Source organism: Paraburkholderia sp. JPY419 (assembly GCF_050435705.1).
Taxonomy (GTDB): Bacteria; Pseudomonadota; Gammaproteobacteria; order Burkholderiales; family Burkholderiaceae; genus Paraburkholderia; species Paraburkholderia youngii.
In genome coordinates this window covers 2,735,830-2,755,051 of record NZ_JBNDKV010000004.1, presented here as the reverse complement: position 1 = coordinate 2,755,051, position 19,222 = coordinate 2,735,830, and the positions used below count along the sequence as shown (strand labels likewise).

The window sequence follows — 19,222 nt, the reverse complement described above, 5'->3', positions numbered from 1 at the left end:
GACAATTCTGAATTATTCTGAATTTGTCGATATTTAACGATCGCAGTTGTCTACCGCTTTTCCAGTGATTCCAACGCCTCATCAAATCCACGCCTTTTGCAGACTTTTCTTAACTGTCGTTCACGGCACTCGCCATTTGCATTGAAGCGATCGAAACCGACCGCGGCTCGCGACGACGCGCTTGCCGTCGTTTCCCTATAATCGAAGGTCCTTCCCTCGCAGCGGGTTTGTGCGCTTCACCATAGGAGAGCAACACGATGGATTATGTGAAACTCGGCCGCACCGGCCTCGATGTATCGCGTCTCTGTCTCGGCTGTATGAGCTATGGCGTGCCCTCGCGCGGCACGCATACCTGGACGCTCGACGACCAAGCCGCGCGGCCATTCATCAAGCAGGCACTCGATCACGGCATCAACTTCTTCGATACCGCCAACGTCTATTCGGACGGCACCAGCGAGGAAATCGTCGGCCGTGCGCTGAAGGACTTTGCGAAACGCGATGAGATCGTGCTCGCCACCAAGGTCAATAGCCGCATGCATCCGGGTCCGAACGGCGCGGGGCTGTCACGCAAGGCGATCATGGCGGAAATCGATCACAGTCTGCGGCGGCTCGGTACCGACTATGTCGACCTGTATCAGATTCATCGCTGGGACTACGGCACGCCGATCGAAGAAACGATGGAAGCGCTGCACGACGTCGTGAAAGCCGGCAAGGCGCGCTATATCGGCGCGTCGTCGATGTACGCATGGCAGTTTGCCAAGGCGCTGCAGGTGGCCGAACGCAATGGCTGGACCCGCTTCGTGACGATGCAGAACTACGTGAATCTGCTGTATCGCGAGGAAGAGCGCGAAATGCTGCCGTTGTGCGAGAGCGAAGGCATCGGCGTGATTCCGTGGAGTCCGCTTGCACGCGGACGCTTGACGCGTGACTGGGACACCGAGAGCGCGCGCTCTGAAACCGATGAGTTTGGCCGCACACTGTACGCGCAGACGCAGGAAGCGGATCGGCGTATCGTCGAGCGGGTCAGCGAGATCGCGAAAGAGCGCGGCGTGCCGCGCGCGCAAGTTGCACTAGCGTGGGTGCTGCAGAAGAAGCCGATTACCGCGCCGATTGTCGGTGCGACCAAGCTGCATCATCTCGACGATGCGGTCGCGGCGCTGTCGTTGAAGCTCAGCGGCGAAGAGATTCAGCGGCTCGAAGAACTGTATGTGCCGCATGCGGTGGCAGGGTTCAAATAAGCGCTTTGGCGCGTACAGGAGTCCAGTTGGCTCAGGCGGAATGGCCCGCGATTTCAGTGCGGGGCGTTTCGCCACCTCTTCGCTAACTACGCGGCACATCCGGTTCGAAGAACACCCAGCGCACTTGAGGAAACGTGGCCTGCAAGTCGGCCTCGATAACATTGATCGCATCGACCATCGCGCGGCCGCTTGCATAGTCGATCATTTCCGCCTGCACCGCCACCACCACGTGACGTCCCCACTGCAGCGTGATCATGTTGATGATGCTGCGAATCTCGGGGCGCGCGCGCAGATGCGCGTCGATGGCGCCGCGCACTTCCGGGCTCGCCGATTCACCGACGATCATCGACTTCACTTCACGCGCGACGAGCCACGCGATCGTCATCAGCAGAAGACCGACTCCGACCGAACCGAGCGCGTCATACACGGGGTTGCCGGTCATCATCGTCAATAGCACAGCGACGAAGGCGATCGCGAGACCGAACAGCGCGGCGACATCTTCGCCGGCCACGACCAGCAGGTCCGATTCGCGCGTCTCGCGAAACCACTGCCACAGGTTCTTGTCCGGATACGTCTTGCGAATCTCCTTGATCGCGCCCCACAGCGACAGCGCTTCGAGCACCACCGACACACCGAGCACCGCCAACGCAACGAACGCGTACTGCAACGGCTCGCGCGCAATCAGCCGATGCACGCCCTCATACACTGAAAACGCGCCGCCGACGAAAAACAGCAGCAACGCAACCAGCAGCGAATAGAAGTTGATTTCGCGGCCGCTGCCCATCGGATGCAAAGGGCTTACCGGCTTGCGCGCTTCGCGCAGCCCGAAAAGCAGCAGCAGTTGATTGCCGCAGTCGGCGGTGGAGTGAATCGCTTCGGCGAACATCGAGCCGGAGCCGGTGAACGACGCCGCGGCGAACTTGCAGACGGCGATGCCGAGGTTGGCGGCGAGCGCGTAGAAAATGGCTTTCGGCGATTCTTCTTTCATCTGCGGGCGGACGTCCGTGAAGGTGCTGGGTATTGTCGGGTATTGCACGACCGAAGCGATCGGCAAGCACTCGGTATTATGGACGACAACGACACACCAGCCCGCAGGAATCAGACCCGACGTGTCGCCGTGCCGCCAGCACCCCAAGTGCCCTTTCCACCTTCGCGCAGCTCACGCCCGCTCGAGCGCCGCCATCTCCCGCACGACCACCAGCAGCACCGAAAGACTCGCGCCACCCGTCGCACGCAAATCGGTCAGCAGACGCGTATAACGCTCGAGCTGCGCCGCGCGTTTCTCGCGCCACGTTTGCACCAGCGAATCGGGCGTCGACGCATCGGTCGCGCCAGCCAATGCACTCGTGGTCAGCGCGCGCTTGAGGCGGGCGAGTTCGGCGAGCGCCGATGCGCGCGCGAGCATGTCCCAATGCGTCGGCGCCGGCAACGAAGCGGCGCGCTCGCTGATCCAGCTGTAGTTCAGCAGCGTGCCGAGCGCGAAGTAGACGCCCGCGACCTGTTCGAGATTGCGCTCGCACGTCGACGCGACTTCGGCGATATCGAGTAGCGCGGCCGACACCTCGCCGCTCGCGATCCGCACCGCGAGATCGCTATCGACACCCGCATCGACGAACGCCCGCTGCCGCTCCGACAACGCTTCGAGATCAGCGGCCGGCAACAGCACCGGCCATTGCGGCGCGAGACGCTGCGCGGCATCGCGGCAGCGCGCGAGCAGGCCGCTCACGTCGCCGTTGGCCGAGCCCGTTTGCAGATGCCGCAGGAACCACAGCGCCGAACGTTCGACGAGCCGTGCGACCTCCGCGAACATGCGTGCCTGCACGTCGTCGGCGACACGGTTGTCGAGCGCGTCGATGCTGCGCCAGATCTGATCGAGATCGAACACGTCGCGCGCCATGATGCACGCGCGCACGATGTCGCCGGGCTGCGCATCGGTCTCCTCCATCAGCCGATGCACGAACTCGCAGCCGACGCGATTCACGAGCGCATTGGTCAGATGCGTCGCGAGGATTTCACGGCGCAGCGGATGGCGCTGCATCGGTTCGCGGAAACGCTGCCGCAGCGGCTTCGGAAAGTACTCGATCAGCATGTCGCTGACGAGCGGGTCCTCCGGCATCGACGATTCGAGCAGCGCGTCATAGAGCCACATCTTGCTGTACGCGAGCAGCACCGCGCGCTCGGGTGTCGTCAGTCCCAGCTTCGCGGCGGCACGCTCGGCGACGTCTTCGTCTGTAGGCAGAAACTCGATCACGCGATTGAGCCGCCCCGCCTTCTCCAGATAGCGCATCAAACGCGTTTCGGCATCGAGCAGCTCGACGCCAAAGCGGCCCGCGATCGACAAAGCCTGGGTCTGATAGTAGTTGTCGGTCAGCACGAGCAGACCGACTTCATCGGTCATTTCTGCAAGCAGCGCATTGCGCTGCTTCTCCGTCATCTCGCCATCGGCGACGACGAGACCCAGCAGAATCTTGATGTTGACCTCGTGATCCGAGCAATCGACACCGGCCGAATTATCGATCGCATCGGTATTGATGCGGCCGCCGCGCTGCGCGAACTCGATGCGGCCGAGTTGCGTCAAGCCGAGATTGCCGCCCTCGGCCACCACCTTGCAGCGCAAGTCGGCACCGTTCACGCGGATCGCGTCGTTCGCACGATCGCCCGCCTGCTGGTTGGTTTCGCGGCTCGCCTTCACGTAGGTGCCGATGCCGCCGTTATAAAGCAGATCGACCGGCGCCTGCAGAATCACCCGCATCAGCTCGGCCGGCGACAGCGCCGCCGCGCTGGTGCCGAGCGCCGCCTGCACCGCCGGCGACAGCGGAATCGTCTTCGCGCTGCGCGGGAACACGCCGCCGCCCGCCGAGATCAACGACGGATCGTAATCGGCCCAGCTGGAGCGGTCGAGCATGAAGAGCCGCGCGCGCTCCGCCATGCTCGCGGCGGGATCGGGATTCGGATCGAGGAAGATATGGCGGTGATCGAACGCGGCGAGCAGCTTGATATGCGGAGACAGCAGCATGCCGTTGCCGAACACGTCGCCCGACATGTCGCCGACACCGACCACCGTGAAGTCCTGGCTCTGCGTGTCGACGCCCATTTCGCGGAAGTGCCGCTTGACCGACTCCCACGCGCCGCGCGCGGTGATGCCCATTTTCTTGTGGTCATAGCCGACCGAGCCGCCCGACGCGAACGCGTCGTCGAGCCAGAATCCGTATTCCTGCGAGATTGCATTCGCGTAGTCGGAGAACGTGGCCGTGCCCTTGTCGGCGGCGACGACCAGATACGGGTCATCGGGATCGTGGCGTACCACGGCAGGCGGTGGCACGACGTCGGTGCCCGCCAGATTGTCGGTTACGTCGAGCAAGCCGCGCAGGAAGGTCTGATAGCACGTGACGCCTTCGCGCATCCACGCATCGCGCTCGCTCTGCGGCGGCGGATTCTTGACGACGAAGCCGCCCTTCGAGCCGACCGGCACGATCACGACGTTTTTCACCATCTGCGCCTTCATCAGGCCGAGCACTTCCGTGCGGAAATCCTCGCGCCGATCCGACCAGCGCAGGCCGCCGCGCGCGACGCGCCCGCCTCGCAGATGCACGCCCTCGACGCGCGGCGAATAGACCCAGATCTCGAACATCGGCTTCGGTTCGGGCAGGCCGGGCACCTGCGCGGGATCGAACTTGAACGACAGGTACGGCTTCGGTTGCCCCTGAGCGTCATGGCGGTAGTAGTTGGTGCGCTTGGTCGCCTTGATCACGCCGAGGAACTGCCGCAGGATGCGGTCTTCGTCGAGATTCGGCACCTGGTCGAGCGCGCTGTCGATCGACTCCAGACAGGCGTTGACGCGGGCTTCGCGTACCGCGCCGAGCGCCGGATCGAAGCGCGCGACGAACAGGTCTACGAGCATGCGCGCAATCGCCGGATTGCCGGTCACCGCGCGTTCGATATACGCGTCGCTGAACGTCGAACCGACCTGGCGCAAGTACTTCGCGTACGCGCGCAGAATCGTCACCTCGCGCGCATTGAGCTGCGCACGCAACACGAGGCGGTTAAAGTCGTCGCTTTCGATCGTGCCGGTCCACACCTGCTCGAACGCCTGTTCGAACAGATCCTTGACCCGCTCGATGTCGAACTCGGTATCGTCCGCAAGTTCGAGGCCGAAGTCGTGGATCCACGCGGGCATCGCGCCCGGCGCCTCGATCAGATGAGGCCGCTCTTCGTCGACGCGCACGCCCAGATGTTCGAGCATCGGCAAGCTGCGCGACAGCGCGATCGGCATGCCCGCGCGATACACCTTGAAGCGGAACGCCCGCGGTCCCGATTCGATCGGCCGGTACAGGTTCATTGCGAGGCGCTCGCTGCCTTGCACGCGCTCGATCAGTTCGATATCGCGCACCGCCGTGCGCGCCGGATAGTCGTCGCGATAGCCGGCCGGAAACGAGTCAGTGTAGTGCTGCAGCAAACGGTTGCCCTGCTCTTCGCCGTACGCGTCGAGCAATGCGTCGGCCAGATCGTCCTGCCAGCGTCGCGCGACCTGCACGAGGCGCGCTTCGAGCTCGCGCGTATCGACGCTCGGCATGCCCCCCGCTTTGGCATGAACGACGAAATGAATTCGCGCGAGTGTCGATTCCGACAGCAGCGGCGTGAATTCGACGTTCTCACCATTGAATGCGTCGGCGAGCAGGTTCGCGATGCGTTGCCGCAGATCGGTGTTGTACTTGTCGCGCGACACGAACACGAGGCACGACACGAAGCGATCGAAGCGATCGCGCCGCACGAACAGCCGCGTGCGTTGATGCTCCTGCAAACGCAGCACACCGAGGGTGGTGTCGTACAGCTGGTCTTCGTCGGCCTGGAACAGTTCGTCGCGCGGATAGGTTTCGAGCACCGTGACCAGCGATTTCGCCAGATGACCTTTCGGCAGGAATGCGGCGCGTCTGACGATATTCGCGCATTTGCGCCGCACGATCGGAATCTCCGCGGCCGACACGAAATAAGCGGTCGACGTATACAAGCCGATGAAGCGCCGTTCGCCCGTCACCCTGCCATCGGCGCCGCTCAGCTTGATGCCGACATAGTCGAGATAGCCGGGCCGGTGCACCGTGGCGCGCGAATTGGCCTTGGTCAGGAAGATCGGCGACGAGCCGGAGATGATCTCCGCAGCCGCCGGCGGCAAGGGCGTGACTTCCGGCGCGCCGCCCGCCCCCTGCGCATCGCGCAGAATGCCGAGACCGGAGCCCGCCACCGCCCGCAAACCAAAGCCGCCGTCGAGCTGCACCAGTTCGTAATCGCGCTGGCCGAGGAACGTGAAATGATCCGCGACCATCCATTCGACGAACGCGCGCGCTTCGACACCCTCGGGACCGGTCTCGCGCGCCTTCATATCCTGAATCGTCTGCTTCGCGCGTTCGATGATCTTCGGCCAGTCCTCGACCGCCGCGCGCACGTCGCCGAGCACCCGGGCGATATCGTCGCGCAACGCGTCGAGTTTTGCGGCATCGCCACAACGATCTACTTCGAAATGGATGCACGAGGTCAGATGCGAGCGCGTATCGCCGGCTTCTTCGGCGCCCTGGCTCACGCGTGCGATGCTGCCGTCCGCCGCGCGCCAGATCCGAAACACCGGATGCACGACCGAATGCAGCGCGAGCCGATGGCGGTTGACCGTCATCGAGACCGAATCGACGAGGAACGGCATGTCGTCGTTGACGATCTCGATCACCGTGTGATCGGAATGCCAGCCATGCTGTTCGAGGATCGGGTTATATACGCGCAGCCGCTGCTCGCCCGGCACGAAGCGCTGCGCAGTCTGCCAGTGGGCGAGCGCCGCGCCGTACAGATCGGCGATCGAGCGGCTTTGCAGATCGCCTGTGTCGACGAAATCGTAGTAATGCCGCAGGAAGGGTTCGACGATATTGAAGGTCGGTTCCGGCAACCGCCCCCGCGCAAATTCGACGACATCGTTCAGCAGGTGCGTGACGGCTTCTTCGTTCTTTGCTTGCATGATCGACTCCCCTGGCTGGCGGCAATGGTGAGTATCGCGTGATTCGCAGGCAACGTCTGACTTGGAATTATGCGCCTGCAGTGTGCGATGCGTCCGTTTCGCGAAGTCAGGTAATACCCGCTGACGGGTCGTCGAAGAATTGTCACAGTTGGGTTGGCAGGGGCCGCGTCGCTGCGGCGCGGCAATGCCGTGCGCGGCTCAACGTTCGGGCTTGGCCGGTGCGGGTCCCGCCGCCGCCGCATCGCTGTCTTCGGCGCGCTGAGTGAGCCATGCGCGAATCTGCGCCGCGGTCCACGCGGGATCGTCGTGCGGCAGATCATGGCCGGCCCATGGATGCTCGCGATGCGGCGCGCCCCACGCCGCCGCGAGCTTCGCCGAACAGACCGGGTTGACGAGCCCATCGGCTGCCGACGACAAAATTAGCAGTGCACACCCCGGCGCGGCGGGCGCCGCGCTAAAGCGGGCGGCCGCCCACAATTGCCGCAGCGCATTCGCGCGGCTCACCGGTGCGCTGCGGCGGATCGTGGTCCAAGCGGCGAGATCCGCGCCCAAGGTGTCGAGGTTGTTGCACGTGAGGCGATGGATGCCGCTCTCGGCATCGGCCGCATCGCCCCAGTGGGCGGCGACGCCGAGCAGACCCGGCCACGCCGACGGCCGCAGCCGCTCGTGCATGCGGCTGAATGGCCGCATGCTCGTATTGATCAGCACGAGCCGTTCTATTTCGCCGGGATGACGCTGCGCCCAGTCGGTCGCGACCATGCCGCCGAGCGACATCGCGATCACGTTGTAAGGACCCGGCACGCCCGTTTCGCGCGCCGCCTGCCGCACGAAGGCGACGATGCCCGTGACGCTCGCGGGCGCGCGCCGCCGCACGTATTCACCGTTGCCCGGCAGATCGAGCAGCAGCAAACGGAGGCCGGTCGTGGTCGTTGCGTTGGAGGTGGCGGCGTCCGGGCTCTGGCCCAGGGTTTCGCGCAACGCCGCCGGCAAGCGCCCCCAATGCCGCGTTTCGCGCGTCAGTCCGCGCAGCAGGACCCATGTGCTCATTCGCGATCCGGCCTGTACCAGTGGTCGAGCGCGCTTTGCAGCAACTGCTCGCGATGGTTGCCTTGCGGCAGCCAGCGCCGCGACGAAAACGCCGCGCGCGCGAGAAAGTCGAACAGGTTCGCATGGCGCCGCAGCACCCGCGCGGTGCGATGCTCCATGACCGGATTGAACATGCCCTGCCGCGAAAACAACTGGCGCGGGTTCTTCTTGATCCACAGCCACGAGCCGAGTTCGAGCGTCATCGGCAGGAAGATGTTCGGCACCGGCGTGCGGTCGTACGCGTAGTCCCACAGATCGCCGTGCAGCAGATACTGATGGCTTTGCGGCTCGAACGTGTAGCCGTGATGCGGATGCGCGTGTTCGAACATGCTCTTCAGCATGTACATTTCGGGAAGATGCGGCATCTGCTGACGGGTTCGCGCGTACGGAAACCAGATGCTGTCGCTCCAGCCGTAGCCGGAATGGCAATCGAGCGCGATGCTCAGCGGCCGCGCGGCGAGTTGCGTTTCGACCACGTGCAGCAGTGCTGCCGCCTCGACCTCCATCGGCTCGCCCGCGCGGCCGCGATACCACGGTAGCCACGCGCCGACGCGCTGGCCGCCCGCAAGCAGAGGCACACGCGCGTCGGCGTCTTGCGGTGCGTTGCGCATCAGGTCGACGCCGCGCGGATTGGCGCGCGTCGCTGCCCACATGCCGCCGGGATTCGCGATCGGCAAAAAGATCAACCGGATGGACTGCAATTCACGCACCAGCAGTTCGTCCCATTCGAGCCGCGCGAGCAGCGAGCGCATATAGTCGAGCACGAGTTGCGAACCGATTCGCTCGAGCCCATGAATGCCGCCGAAAAAGCCAATGGCCGGCGCGAGCGGATCGGACGAACCGATGCTCGCGGTATAGATGGAAAAGCGCCGGCTGCGTACCTCGGTCTCGCAGATCGCGCGGATTTCGAAGCTCGCCCTGCCCTGGTCGAGGATTGACTTGAGATCTTCATATTCGGCAAAACTGTCCGGAAGGAAGCTCAAAGGTGTCGGCATGACGGCGTGACCGGGGTGTCGGGATTTTTAAGGGCGGCCGGAAAAGACGCACTATAGCCTGGCTGTGTGTCAGTACGCGCGGGGGCGTCCAGCGCATTGGCAGTTGCGCAAGATCGAGTCTGGCGCCGAGCCGATGAGTGGTCAGGTGTCGCGGATAGGTGGGTCGTGCCGCGATTTTTAGAAAGAGATGGGCAGATGCAAACGGTAGACGCAGATGGCGAACGCTGTGGATTCTTCGACATCGACACCAAGCGTGTCGGGAAACGAAAATCGTTGAACAATCGCGCACCATTCCAGCGCGCTTGTCGGCACTCGAGAGACACGGTTAGACGGTGCGAGCCGGGTCGAAGCGGCGGAGCATCCGAGTTCTCGCTAGATCGCTGATCGCAGGATGGAATTAAGGCAGGTCCTGATCCGCTAACCGGTGGCAGTCGCGAATGAAGGTCGCGACAAGGTTGTCGAGCATGGAAAGATGCGGTTCTGACAGGGATTCAATCGCTTTGCGGCTGGTGCGCAGCGGCCATGCCGTTTCGCGCGCTGTTGCGCGCCCCAGGACGAGCAGCAAGACGTCGAGGTCCAGTGCTCTGGCAATGGCGCGCAACGTACTGATCTTCGGGTCACACATCTCGCCGCGTTCCAGCGCAGATGGTGACGTTCGCAAGATTCGCGCGTCGGGCGAGTTCGCGTTGTGACAGGCCGAGCTCATGACGGCGATTCACGACAATCTCTTTCAGTACGATTTCTCTTACGCTTTATTGATTGCGTGATCTTTGCAGCAAGGCAGCCGCGCCGGTTACTGGTGACCTCGCCATCAATCACGAACAGTCCGCGCAGTACGAGCGGACCAGCAAGCTCGCGAGATTCCAGCCATCCGGCGCGGCAGACGCACAACCCCTGCCGCCCTTGCACGATGTTGAACTAGGCTGGATGAGGCCGAACGGCTTCGTGCTGACCGGCATCGAGTTCATCGGCGACTGAAAGCCCCGCCGAAGCGGGGGGTAGTTCCCTACTTAATAACTTTTATGGAACAGGCGGATCAAGCCGGTAAGCGCGAAGAGGTGTTGCAGTTGCTGGAGAAGATCGCGACGGAACGGCACAAGTGGCATCGTGGGGGAGCACCGCACGGCGTCAATCGGTGGATGCATGCGTAACCGCGAAAGGCCCGCTCTGCCGAGCCTTTCGCAGGAAAAACCCGGCTGAAGCGGGGTTCAACACGTAGCAGCAATGTTTAGTCCTTTAATACTTCCTGCAATTCCTTGACTCTATCTTGAGTGATATTTGCCATACACTCCCAAAAGTAAATATAGCGCTCGGCAGCCGCACCCATCATGTAGGTTTCGGTGTAGCACTCGTTATCGCGGTACTGTGCCCAAGAGTCTTGTGACTTCAAAAAGTAAGGTAGAGCTAAGGGTTCGCCTTCTGCTTTAAGTGACCTGTCATTGCCTCCAATCTTGATTTTGGCCGATCGCAGGATTTTATCGAGTGCACGGGCCGCATGATCGAACTTGCGGTGCGAGCACTGCGCCAAGTCGTCATTGGTTGCATGCTCCCCAGTGTCACACATATGCGCCACATCGGTGGCGCTATGACCTGAAAAATACTGATCCGGTGACTTGAAATAGTGATAATCGAATTTTCCAGAATACACGGTCTTAGCGGGTGCAATGATCGGAGCGATCATGAACGCGACTATTAGGCTAGTGCGATGAATCATAGACCCCTGCCTCAAACATTTCCGCCTCACGGTGCCGACGCCGCAGTAACCCTCTAAGTGGTTGACCCTTAACCGTCGCGTACTGCCTCATCCTATCACCCACTTTGTTGTAATCACCAGTATTAACGAAATCGAGCAGACTGTCGCCATGATGCTGAAGGTTGTACATAAAGCACACAAGTGCATCGTATTCAAATTGAAACAGTGGAAGCCGAGCTTTTCTATTGATCGTATTCTCCGCCCACTTGACGTCCTCCTTAAGTAGCGTCTCGGCCTGTGCTTCGCTTATTCCGTTCTGAAATGGCTTTTCCGATGCGGCGCCGGATATTTTTCCCAAATGAACAAGGTGCCCATATCCAACTGTTGCATTCCCGGTTTTACTGCCGTCCTTGTCGTACATGGTCGCGCTGAGCTGTTCCCAACCTTTAAGAAACTCGGTTCCCTGCGCGGAAAATTTCCACGGCTTACACAAGCGCGAAGAATATACAGTGACATTTGAATTTGGATCAGTATTGGTTATGCATTCGTGTAGCGGGTCAGTCACATTTGCTCCGTTGTATGAGTTATTTTCGCGTGAGAATTGTTAGACAGACTCCCGGTGTCCAAGATAGATACGCAACGCTTGCGCGCCATTCGTCTTGTGCCGCTGCGTACGTCCCATGGAATCAGTGACACCGCGCGTTAGGAAACCTCGCCACTCGATCGTGTAATCCGTGTCGGCGAGTGGCAATCCGTTGACATCGCGAAGCGTGAACTGTTCATCGAACGGGCCCGCAGATCGATTGCGACAGCGGCATTCGTCGTCTTGCCCTAAAGCCCGCGTCATGTCGTAACCGGTTGGGAGAGCCCTGATCGCATTAATTGAAATCCACTCTCCGGTTTTCTTGTTCGTCGTCATTGCGTGAGGCATATCAGTAAATCCTTTGTATATCTTGAATGTAATACGACAACCAAGACATTCCCGGCCATCTGATCCCTCGAACATATCCGAAAAGCCAGCCTTCATTTCTTCAATGATCTCCTTTGCGGAGCGCATTCTTTCGTACATTGGACATCCATAGGTTAATTGTCGATCTCAGACCATCAGACCTCGACCATGCGTAACACTGGCACCAGTGTCCCACGCGCTATGGTTCAGGTTGAAGCACACCCGCGAATAAACCATCCAAGATGCCGAGCCGTCAACCGCCTTAAATCGGGATAAGGGCGTTTTGACAACTATTTACGACTGTGTCCGGCATCTCGATTTCTATTGCATATTCCTGCTGGCGTAGGATGAAAGAATGGCGACATTGAGTCGCCCTTATCGTCATGCATTGAACCCGGTCAGTGCTTCGTTGAGGAAGGGTTCGTAACGGCCACTCTGTCGTTGACGCCTCGCGCCGTGTCGTCCGGTGAGAGTCGCCATGCCGGCGCGCCCCGCGTATCGGGAGCATTAAGGACGACGACAAACGACGCAATGTTGCCTCGCCAAGAGTCAACACGAGCGAGTGCGCACGTCTGCACGCAAATCATGTCATCCGTATGTCACTCTCCGTTCAAATCATTGACTTCAAGCTGCCTTCGTTCTGCCATCCTGACGACACATCACCCCGCGGATAATTCGACCCGAAAACATGTAGTCGTCTAGACGTTGCGATGCCTTCACTCAACCGTCACAGTCGCTTTCTAGAATGAGCCCCACACATGCCGGCAGTGTCCGGATGCATCGAGGGAATACAGATGGAAGCGATCCGGGAAGCTATTCGAATCGAACGTTTGAGCAAAACGTTCGGCAACGGCCGTAAAGCGCTCGACGAAATCGATCTGCGCGTCGCGCCCGGTGAAATGGTCGCGCTGATCGGCGCGTCGGGCTCGGGCAAATCGACGTTGCTGCGGCATATCGCGGGCTTTACCGCGTCGGACGCGCAGCCGTCGCAGATCGAGATTCTCGGCCGGCCGATCCAGCAGAACGGCCGCATCGTGCGTGAAGTGCGCAGCATTCGCCGCGACATCGGCTTCGTGTTCCAGCAGTTCAATCTGGTGAACCGGCTGTCGGTCGAAACCAACGTGCTGATCGGCGCGCTCGCACGCCTGCCGTGGTGGCGGCGTCTCTCCGGCCGCTTCCCGCGGGCGGAGCGCGCGTTGTCGCTGGCCGCGCTGCACGAGGTCGGTATCGGCGAGCATGCGCGCGAGCGGGCCGCGAACCTGTCGGGCGGTCAGCAGCAACGGGCCGCGCTCGCGCGGGCGCTGGTGCAGCGCGCGCAAATCGTGCTCGCCGACGAGCCGATTGCGTCGCTCGATCCCGAGTCGTCGCGCCGCGTGATGGACATGCTGCAAGCGCTGAACGTCGAGCATCGGATCACGGTGCTGGTGTCGCTGCACCAGGTCGACATCGCGATGCAGTACTGCCCGCGCACAGTCGCACTGCGTCGCGGCAAGGTGGTTTACGACGGCCCTTCCAATGCGCTGACGCCGGCACTGCTAAAGAAACTCTACGGCGACGATGCGCGCGAACTGTTCGACGACGCGACACACGACGCCGACGACACTCACGACGCGCCCGACGCCCCCGACACCGCCGCCGCCCCCGCGCGGCCGGACACCGGCCCCGCCGCCGCGCGCTACGCGTTCGCGCTGAACGCCGCGCCGTCGAACTGAATCGCGCACGCCATCGCGTCCTCTTGTTTCTCTCCATCCACTCAACCGGACCTCAACCGATGAAACTCCTGCGCTCCCTGATCACGCTCGCGGCCGGCGCTGCCGCTTTCACCTGTGTCGCCGCGGCCCACGCCGAGGACATCAACCTCGGCATCATCTCGACCGATTCGTCGGCGGTGCTCAAGCAACGCTGGGAACCGCTGATCGAAGACATGAGGAAACAGACCGGCCTGGACGTGAAGGCATTCTTCGCGACCGATTACGCGGGCATCATCGAAGGCATGCGCTTCAACAAGGTGCAGGTCGGCTATTTCGGCAATGCGTCGGCGATCGAAGCCGTCGATCGTTCGAATGGCGAAGTATTTGCGAAAGTCGAGCACGCGGACGGCCAAAGCGGCTACTACTCGCTGTTGATCACCAATGTGAACAGCCGCTTCAAGACGCTCGACGACGTGTTCAAGGACACGAAGAGCGTCACGCTCGGCTTCGGCGATCCGAACTCGACCTCGGGCACGCTGGTGCCGGGCTACTACCTGTTCGCGAAGCACAACGCGCCGGTCAAAACGTCGTTCAAGAGCGTGCTGCCGTCGAGCCATGAGGCGAATCTTCTGGCCGTCGTCAACAACAAGATCGACATCGCGACCAACAACAGCGAGATGATGGACACGCTCAAGCAACAGCATCCGGACAAATACGCGCAGGTGCGCGTGCTGTGGACCTCGCCGCTGATTCCGTCGGACCCGCTCGTGTGGCGCAAGGATTTGCCTCAAGCGACGAAGGACAAGCTGCGCACATTCTTCCTGAACTACGCAAAGACCGATCCGCACGAAAAAGCAGTGATGGCCGCCATCACCGGATACAGCGGCTTCTCGGCATCGTCGGATCAGCAACTGCTGCCGATCCGCCAGATCGTGCTGTTCCAGCAGAAGCAGAAGATCGAGAACGATACGCATCTGTCCGATAGCGACCGCAAGACGCAATTGGCCGCGCTCGACGCGAAGCTGAGCGCGCTCGGCGCCGCACAGCAGAAGCAATGAACACGGCGGATCTGATCGTGTCGCCTGCGCGCGCGAGCGAAGCGGCCGCCGCGCAGGCGGCGCAAGCGAAAGGTCGTGCCGGCAAGCGCAGCTGGTGGTCGTTGCTCGGCTGGATCGCGGTGCTTGCGGTGCTCGGCGGCGCGTGGCACGGCGCCGACATGCGTCCGCTCGATCTGCTCAGCGACTCCGCCAACATGGGCGAGTTCGCGGCGGACTTCTTTCCGCCCGACTTCACCGAGTGGCGCACCTACTTGCACGAGATGTACGTGACGCTGGCAGTCGCGATCTGGGGTACCGCGCTTTCGCTCGTCTGCGCGGTGCCTTTTGGACTGATGTCCTCCCACAATCTCGCGCCGCAATGGGTACTGCAACCGGTGCGCCGCCTGATGGACGCGTGCCGCGCGATCAATGAAATGGTCTTCGCGATGCTGTTCATCGTCGCGGTCGGCCTCGGGCCGTTCGCCGGCGTGCTCGCGCTGTGGGTGCATACGACGGGCGTGCTCGCCAAGCTGTTCGCCGAAGCGGTCGAGGCAATCGATCCGCGCCCGGCCGAAGGCGTGCGCGCAACCGGCGCGACGCGCCTCGACGAAATCGTCTATGCGGTGCTGCCGCAAGTGCTGCCGCTGTGGATCTCGTACGCGCTGTATCGCTTTGAGTCGAACGTGCGCTCGGCGATGGTGGTCGGCATGGTCGGAGCGGGCGGCATCGGGGTCGTGCTGTACGAGGCGATCCGCTCGTTCAACTATGCGCAGACGGCCGCCGTGATGATCATGGTGATCGTCGTCGTGACGGTGATCGACCTCGGCTCGGCGTGGTTGCGTGAGCGGGTGATCTGAACACCGTTGGAGCGCACCGCGCTTCAGTTCTGAAAGACAACGGGCAAAGCGTACGGCGCTTTGCCCGTTCTTCATTGTCTCCCCGGTTCACATTTGCCTTCGACTTGCCGACAGCACACTTCCCTGGAAAGTCTTCCGCCAGCCAGCAACGCCTCGTCCCCTTTTCCGCGCCGGGCTCCTGGTGTATTTATGGAGGCGAGAAAGTACCTCGGACTATCCAATCGACCGTCGGCTACTGGTAAAGTCCTCTTCAGACATTCCGATTCTCGCAACGCGCGACGATCGTGTCGCTGCGGCGATGCCCTGCTCGGCCTTGGAACGTATGACAAACGTAGCTATGCGCGGCATCCAGCGTCTGGCGGTCATCGCCGCCCCGAGCCTGTTGCTGGCCGGGTGCGTGCTGCGCGGCGCGCCATCGTTCGAGATCTTCGGCGCGTACTTCCCTATCTGGCTGCTCGGCGGCGTAATAGGCCTGCTCGCGGCGCTACTCGCCCATCGCCTGTTCGTTGCGACCGGCTGGGCATCGATCGTCCCGCTTCAGCTTTCCGTCTGCCTCGCGATCGGACTCACGGTCGCGGTGCTCGTCTGGCTTTCGGGCACAGGACACCTGCTATGAAAATGGCCGGTACATCGAGGGCTCCGCTCAAAGGCCGCCTGATCGCGGGCGCGATTATCCTGATCGGCCTTGCGGCCGCGTATTTCGCCTACGACCGCACGACGCGCTTCCCCTCCACCGACGACGCGACGATCGACGCCGACGTCGTGCATATCGCGACGCCGGTCGGCGGACGCATCGTCAGGCTCGCGGTGCAGGAAAACCAGCGGGTCGCACAAGGCGACCTGCTGTTCGAAATCGATCCCGTGCCGTACCGCCTCATCGTCGCGCAGGCGCGGGCCGATCTCGAGCTCGCGCGCGCAGCGCTCGAAACTCGCCGCAGGACGATCACGGGCGAGCGGGCCAACGCGGCGGTCGCCGGCGATCAGGCCAGCAAGGCGGCGCACACCTACGCGCTCGCGACGCGCAACGTGGAGCGCCTCACGCCGCTGGCGGCGAAAGGCTACGTACCGGCCCAGCAGCTCGATCAGGCGCAGGTTGCGCAGCACGAAGCCGGGCTGTCGCTCAGTCAGGCGCGCGAGCAGAAGCAGGCGAGCGCCCAGACGATCGGCGACGATGCCGATGCGATCGCCGCCGTGCACGCGCGCGAAGCCGCGCTCGCGCTCGCCCAGCACAATCTCGATGAAACGGTGGTGCGCGCGCCGCACAACGGCTACGTCACCGGCCTTTTCGTGCTGGCCGGTGAAACGGTCGCACCGAATCAGTCGATCTTCACCCTCGTCCACGCGGACGAATGGTTCGCTGTCGCGAACTTTCGCGAAGGCGCACTCTCACGGATCGCGCCTGGCGATTGCGCGACCGTGTATTCGATGATCGACCGCAGCCAGCCGATTCACGGCAAGGTCGTCGGCATCAGCGCAGGGGTCTCCGATACGGATCGGCTCAACCTGCCGCGCTCGCTGCCGCTGGTGCAGTCGTCGGTGAACTGGGTGCGGGTCGCGCAGCGCTTCCCGGTGCGCGTGCTGCTCGACGAACCGGCCGAGCGACTGGTGCGCGTCGGCGCGAGTGCGATCGTCGAGGTGAGGCATGGCGCGGCGTGCCGTTGACATGGACAGCGCGGCCGCCGCCGGTTACGTCGAGCGTCCGCTGCGGCCCGGCGTCGCCGACCTGTTGAAACTCCTTGCGCCTTTTCCCGGACGCGCCGCGACCGCGGCACGCGTCGCGCTGATCTGCGCGCTGACGGTATGGGTCACGAGCGCGTACGGCACGCCCGAAGCGGCACTGTCGGCCTACATCGTGTTCTTCATGATCCGGCCCGACCGTACCACCAGCTTCGTGACCGGCGTGGCGCTTCTGGTGCTCGTCAGCATCGTAATCGGCCTCGTGCTGGCCGTGGCCATCGTCGTGGTCGACTATCCGCCGTTGCGCGTCGCGGCCATGGCCTTGCTGTCGGCGAGTCTGCTGTTCGTCACGTCGGCAAGCAAGCTACGGCCGGTGGGCGCCATCGTCGCGATGATCGTCGGCTTTGCGCTCGACCAACTGGGCCGCGTGCCGGTCGGCGAACTGGCGACTCGCGCGCTGCTGTATGCGTGGCTGTTCGTCGCGATTCCGGCCGGTATGTCGGTCGCAGTCAGTCTCGTGTGCGCGCCGTCGCCGCGTCGGCTCGCGTCGCGCGAACTGGCCGAACGTCTGCGCCTCGCCGCGCGTGGGCTGCGCGAACCCGCCGCCACGCGCGATGCGCTCGACGCGGCGCTGCGCAAAGGCAACGCGGAGATCGGCTCGTGGCTGAAGATGTCCGCTCTGGAAGGAACGTCGCTGCGAGCCGATGTCGTTGCGCTCCAGCGTGCCGCGGTGTCGAGCGTCATGCTGCTAGCCGCGGTCGACCTCGCGTGCGGCGAAGCGTCGGCGCGCCTGCCGGCTTCGTTCGTCGAACCGATCGCGACTACGCTGGACGAGATGGCGCGCATGCTCGACGCTGGCGGCTACCCGGTCGACATCGAACTGACGTTGCCCTCGTCGGCGCCGCTCACTCCGCTCGCACGTGCGGTAGCCGACACGTTCCACGACACGATCACGCGGTTTGCCGAGCCCACCGTCGAATCGGAAGCCGCGCACGACGCGCCCTCGCAACCGGCGCCGCCCGCGCCGCATGCCGGGTTCTTCGCCGCCGACGCTTTCACGAATCTCGACCACGTCCGCTATGCGCTGAAGACCACCGTCGCGGCGATGTTCTGCTATCTGCTGTATTCGCAGCTCGACTGGCCCGGCATCCACACCTGCTTCATCACTGTCTACGTCGTGTCACTCGGCAGCACCGCCGAGACCGTCGAGAAACTGGCGCTGCGCATCGCCGGCTGTATCGCCGGCGCCCTCGCGGGCACCGCAGCGATCGTGTTCCTGATGCCCGCGCTGACCTCGATCGGCGAGTTGATGGCGGTCGTGGCCATCGGCGCGGGCTTGTCGGCGTGGGTTGCGTTCGGCTCGCCGCGCATTGCGTATGCGGGTTTTCAGATCGCGTTCGCGTTCTTCCTCTGCGTGATCCAGGGCGCGGAGCCCGCCTTCGATCTGACGATCGCGCGGGATCGCACGATCGGCATCCTGATCGGCAACCTGGTCGTCTATCTGGTGTTCACACGGGTGTGGCCGGTCAGCATCGCCGCGCGCGTCGAACAGGCGCTGGCCGCACTGCGCGAGCAATGGGCACGCCTTGCCTCGCCCGGGTACGCCGGCACGCGACGCGCCGACGTGGTGGCTGCGCTGGCCCGCGGCCGCGCGCTGCGCGAGGATGTTGCGCTGATGCATTACGAGCCGTCGTGGGTGCGGCCCGGACCACAGTGGCTCACCGCGCACCACCGCGAATTGGCCGGCCTCGCCGCGCTCGAAGCGCCGATGCTGCTGCTCGTCGAACGGCGGCCCGCCGCCCCGACGATCGAAGGCTGGCTGCAACGGCTCGCGGCCGTCGCGCATGGGCAACCGCCCCGCGTCGATGCAACGACCACGACGCAACGGCCGGCGCCTGACGTCACCGACCCGCCAAGCGCCGCGCTGGAAAGTCTCGGCGACGCACGCCTTGACGAATTCGAACGCGCGGCGTCCGCCGACGCGGCAAAGGAGTAGTCGAA

16 protein-coding genes are annotated in these 19,222 nt (G+C 63.1%); 8 read left to right on the top strand and 8 right to left on the bottom strand.

Going from position 1 to position 19,222, the window contains the following annotated elements; genetic code table 11:
* Positions 1-257: 257 nt before the first annotated feature.
* The gene (locus QFZ91_RS41170) at positions 258-1,238 is read left to right on the top strand and encodes an aldo/keto reductase (protein ID WP_429570814.1); all 981 of its coding nucleotides are present in this window, start codon (positions 258-260) and stop codon (positions 1,236-1,238) included.
* 82 nt (positions 1,239-1,320) lie between these two features.
* Here the strand turns inward: QFZ91_RS41170 and QFZ91_RS41165 are convergent, their stop codons facing one another.
* The 5 genes from QFZ91_RS41165 to QFZ91_RS41145 form a co-directional block, all read right to left on the bottom strand.
* Entirely contained in the window at positions 1,321-2,226 is a 906-nt protein-coding gene (locus QFZ91_RS41165; protein ID WP_429570813.1) for a cation diffusion facilitator family transporter, read from the bottom strand.
* A gap of 171 nt (positions 2,227-2,397) precedes the next feature.
* A complete protein-coding gene (locus tag QFZ91_RS41160) occupies positions 2,398-7,236 on the bottom strand; it encodes an NAD-glutamate dehydrogenase (RefSeq protein WP_429570812.1) in 4,839 nt (1,612 codons plus the stop codon).
* 198 nt (positions 7,237-7,434) lie between these two features.
* Complete coding sequence (locus tag QFZ91_RS41155) at positions 7,435-8,283, bottom strand: alpha/beta fold hydrolase (protein ID WP_429570811.1); 849 nt, start codon at positions 8,281-8,283, stop codon at positions 7,435-7,437.
* Positions 8,280-9,317, bottom strand: a complete 1,038-nt coding sequence (locus QFZ91_RS41150) for a M14 family zinc carboxypeptidase (protein WP_176106569.1) — start codon at positions 9,315-9,317, stop codon at positions 8,280-8,282. The genes QFZ91_RS41155 and QFZ91_RS41150 overlap by 4 nt, the downstream gene beginning before the upstream one ends.
* A 397-nt stretch (positions 9,318-9,714) precedes the next feature.
* Positions 9,715-9,942 carry a hypothetical protein gene (locus QFZ91_RS41145; RefSeq protein WP_429570810.1) on the bottom strand — a complete coding sequence of 76 codons (228 nt, stop codon included), beginning with the start codon at positions 9,940-9,942 and terminating at the stop codon, positions 9,715-9,717.
* 134 nt (positions 9,943-10,076) lie between these two features.
* On the opposite strand from QFZ91_RS41145, the gene QFZ91_RS41140 reads away from it, so the two are divergent.
* Positions 10,077-10,295 (top strand): hypothetical protein, encoded by a 219-nt coding sequence (locus QFZ91_RS41140; RefSeq protein WP_429570809.1) that lies wholly within the window; start codon positions 10,077-10,079, stop codon positions 10,293-10,295.
* A gap of 250 nt (positions 10,296-10,545) precedes the next feature.
* Here the strand turns inward: QFZ91_RS41140 and QFZ91_RS41135 are convergent, their stop codons facing one another.
* Genes QFZ91_RS41135 through QFZ91_RS41125 form a run of 3 tightly spaced genes read right to left on the bottom strand, consistent with a single transcriptional unit; the run spans position 10,546 to position 12,079 of the window.
* On the bottom strand, positions 10,546-10,998 hold the full coding sequence (locus tag QFZ91_RS41135; RefSeq protein WP_255208746.1) for a lysozyme inhibitor LprI family protein: 453 nt from the start codon (positions 10,996-10,998) through the stop codon (positions 10,546-10,548).
* A gap of 16 nt (positions 10,999-11,014) precedes the next feature.
* Positions 11,015-11,575 (bottom strand): lysozyme, encoded by a 561-nt coding sequence (locus QFZ91_RS41130; RefSeq protein ID WP_429570808.1) that lies wholly within the window; start codon positions 11,573-11,575, stop codon positions 11,015-11,017.
* Positions 11,576-11,614: 39 nt separating this feature from the next.
* Entirely contained in the window at positions 11,615-12,079 is a 465-nt protein-coding gene (locus QFZ91_RS41125) for a hypothetical protein (protein ID WP_368598040.1), read from the bottom strand.
* A gap of 674 nt (positions 12,080-12,753) precedes the next feature.
* Here QFZ91_RS41125 and phnC point away from each other — a divergent pair.
* The 6 genes from phnC to QFZ91_RS41095 all read left to right on the top strand — a co-directional run bounded on the left by phnC (position 12,754) and on the right by QFZ91_RS41095 (position 19,217).
* Positions 12,754-13,671 carry a phosphonate ABC transporter ATP-binding protein gene (phnC, locus tag QFZ91_RS41120; RefSeq protein WP_429570807.1) on the top strand — a complete coding sequence of 306 codons (918 nt, stop codon included), beginning with the start codon at positions 12,754-12,756 and terminating at the stop codon, positions 13,669-13,671.
* 59 nt (positions 13,672-13,730) lie between these two features.
* Positions 13,731-14,708, top strand: coding sequence for a phosphonate ABC transporter substrate-binding protein (gene phnD, locus QFZ91_RS41115; RefSeq protein WP_176379313.1), 978 nt, complete (start codon positions 13,731-13,733; stop codon positions 14,706-14,708).
* Positions 14,705-15,544: a phosphonate ABC transporter, permease protein PhnE gene (gene phnE / locus QFZ91_RS41110; RefSeq protein ID WP_176379312.1), complete on the top strand. Its 840-nt coding sequence runs from the start codon at positions 14,705-14,707 to the stop codon at positions 15,542-15,544. The genes phnD and phnE overlap by 4 nt, the downstream gene beginning before the upstream one ends.
* Before the next feature lie 322 nt (positions 15,545-15,866).
* Positions 15,867-16,160, top strand: coding sequence for a hypothetical protein (locus tag QFZ91_RS41105; protein WP_255208745.1), 294 nt, complete (start codon positions 15,867-15,869; stop codon positions 16,158-16,160).
* A complete protein-coding gene (gene mdtN, locus QFZ91_RS41100; protein WP_176379311.1) occupies positions 16,157-17,206 on the top strand; it encodes a multidrug transporter subunit MdtN in 1,050 nt (349 codons plus the stop codon). Before QFZ91_RS41105 ends, mdtN begins: the two co-directional genes overlap by 4 nt.
* On the top strand, positions 17,187-19,217 hold the full coding sequence (locus QFZ91_RS41095; RefSeq protein WP_429570806.1) for an FUSC family protein: 2,031 nt from the start codon (positions 17,187-17,189) through the stop codon (positions 19,215-19,217). The genes mdtN and QFZ91_RS41095 overlap by 20 nt, the downstream gene beginning before the upstream one ends.
* Positions 19,218-19,222: the final 5 nt, after the last annotated feature.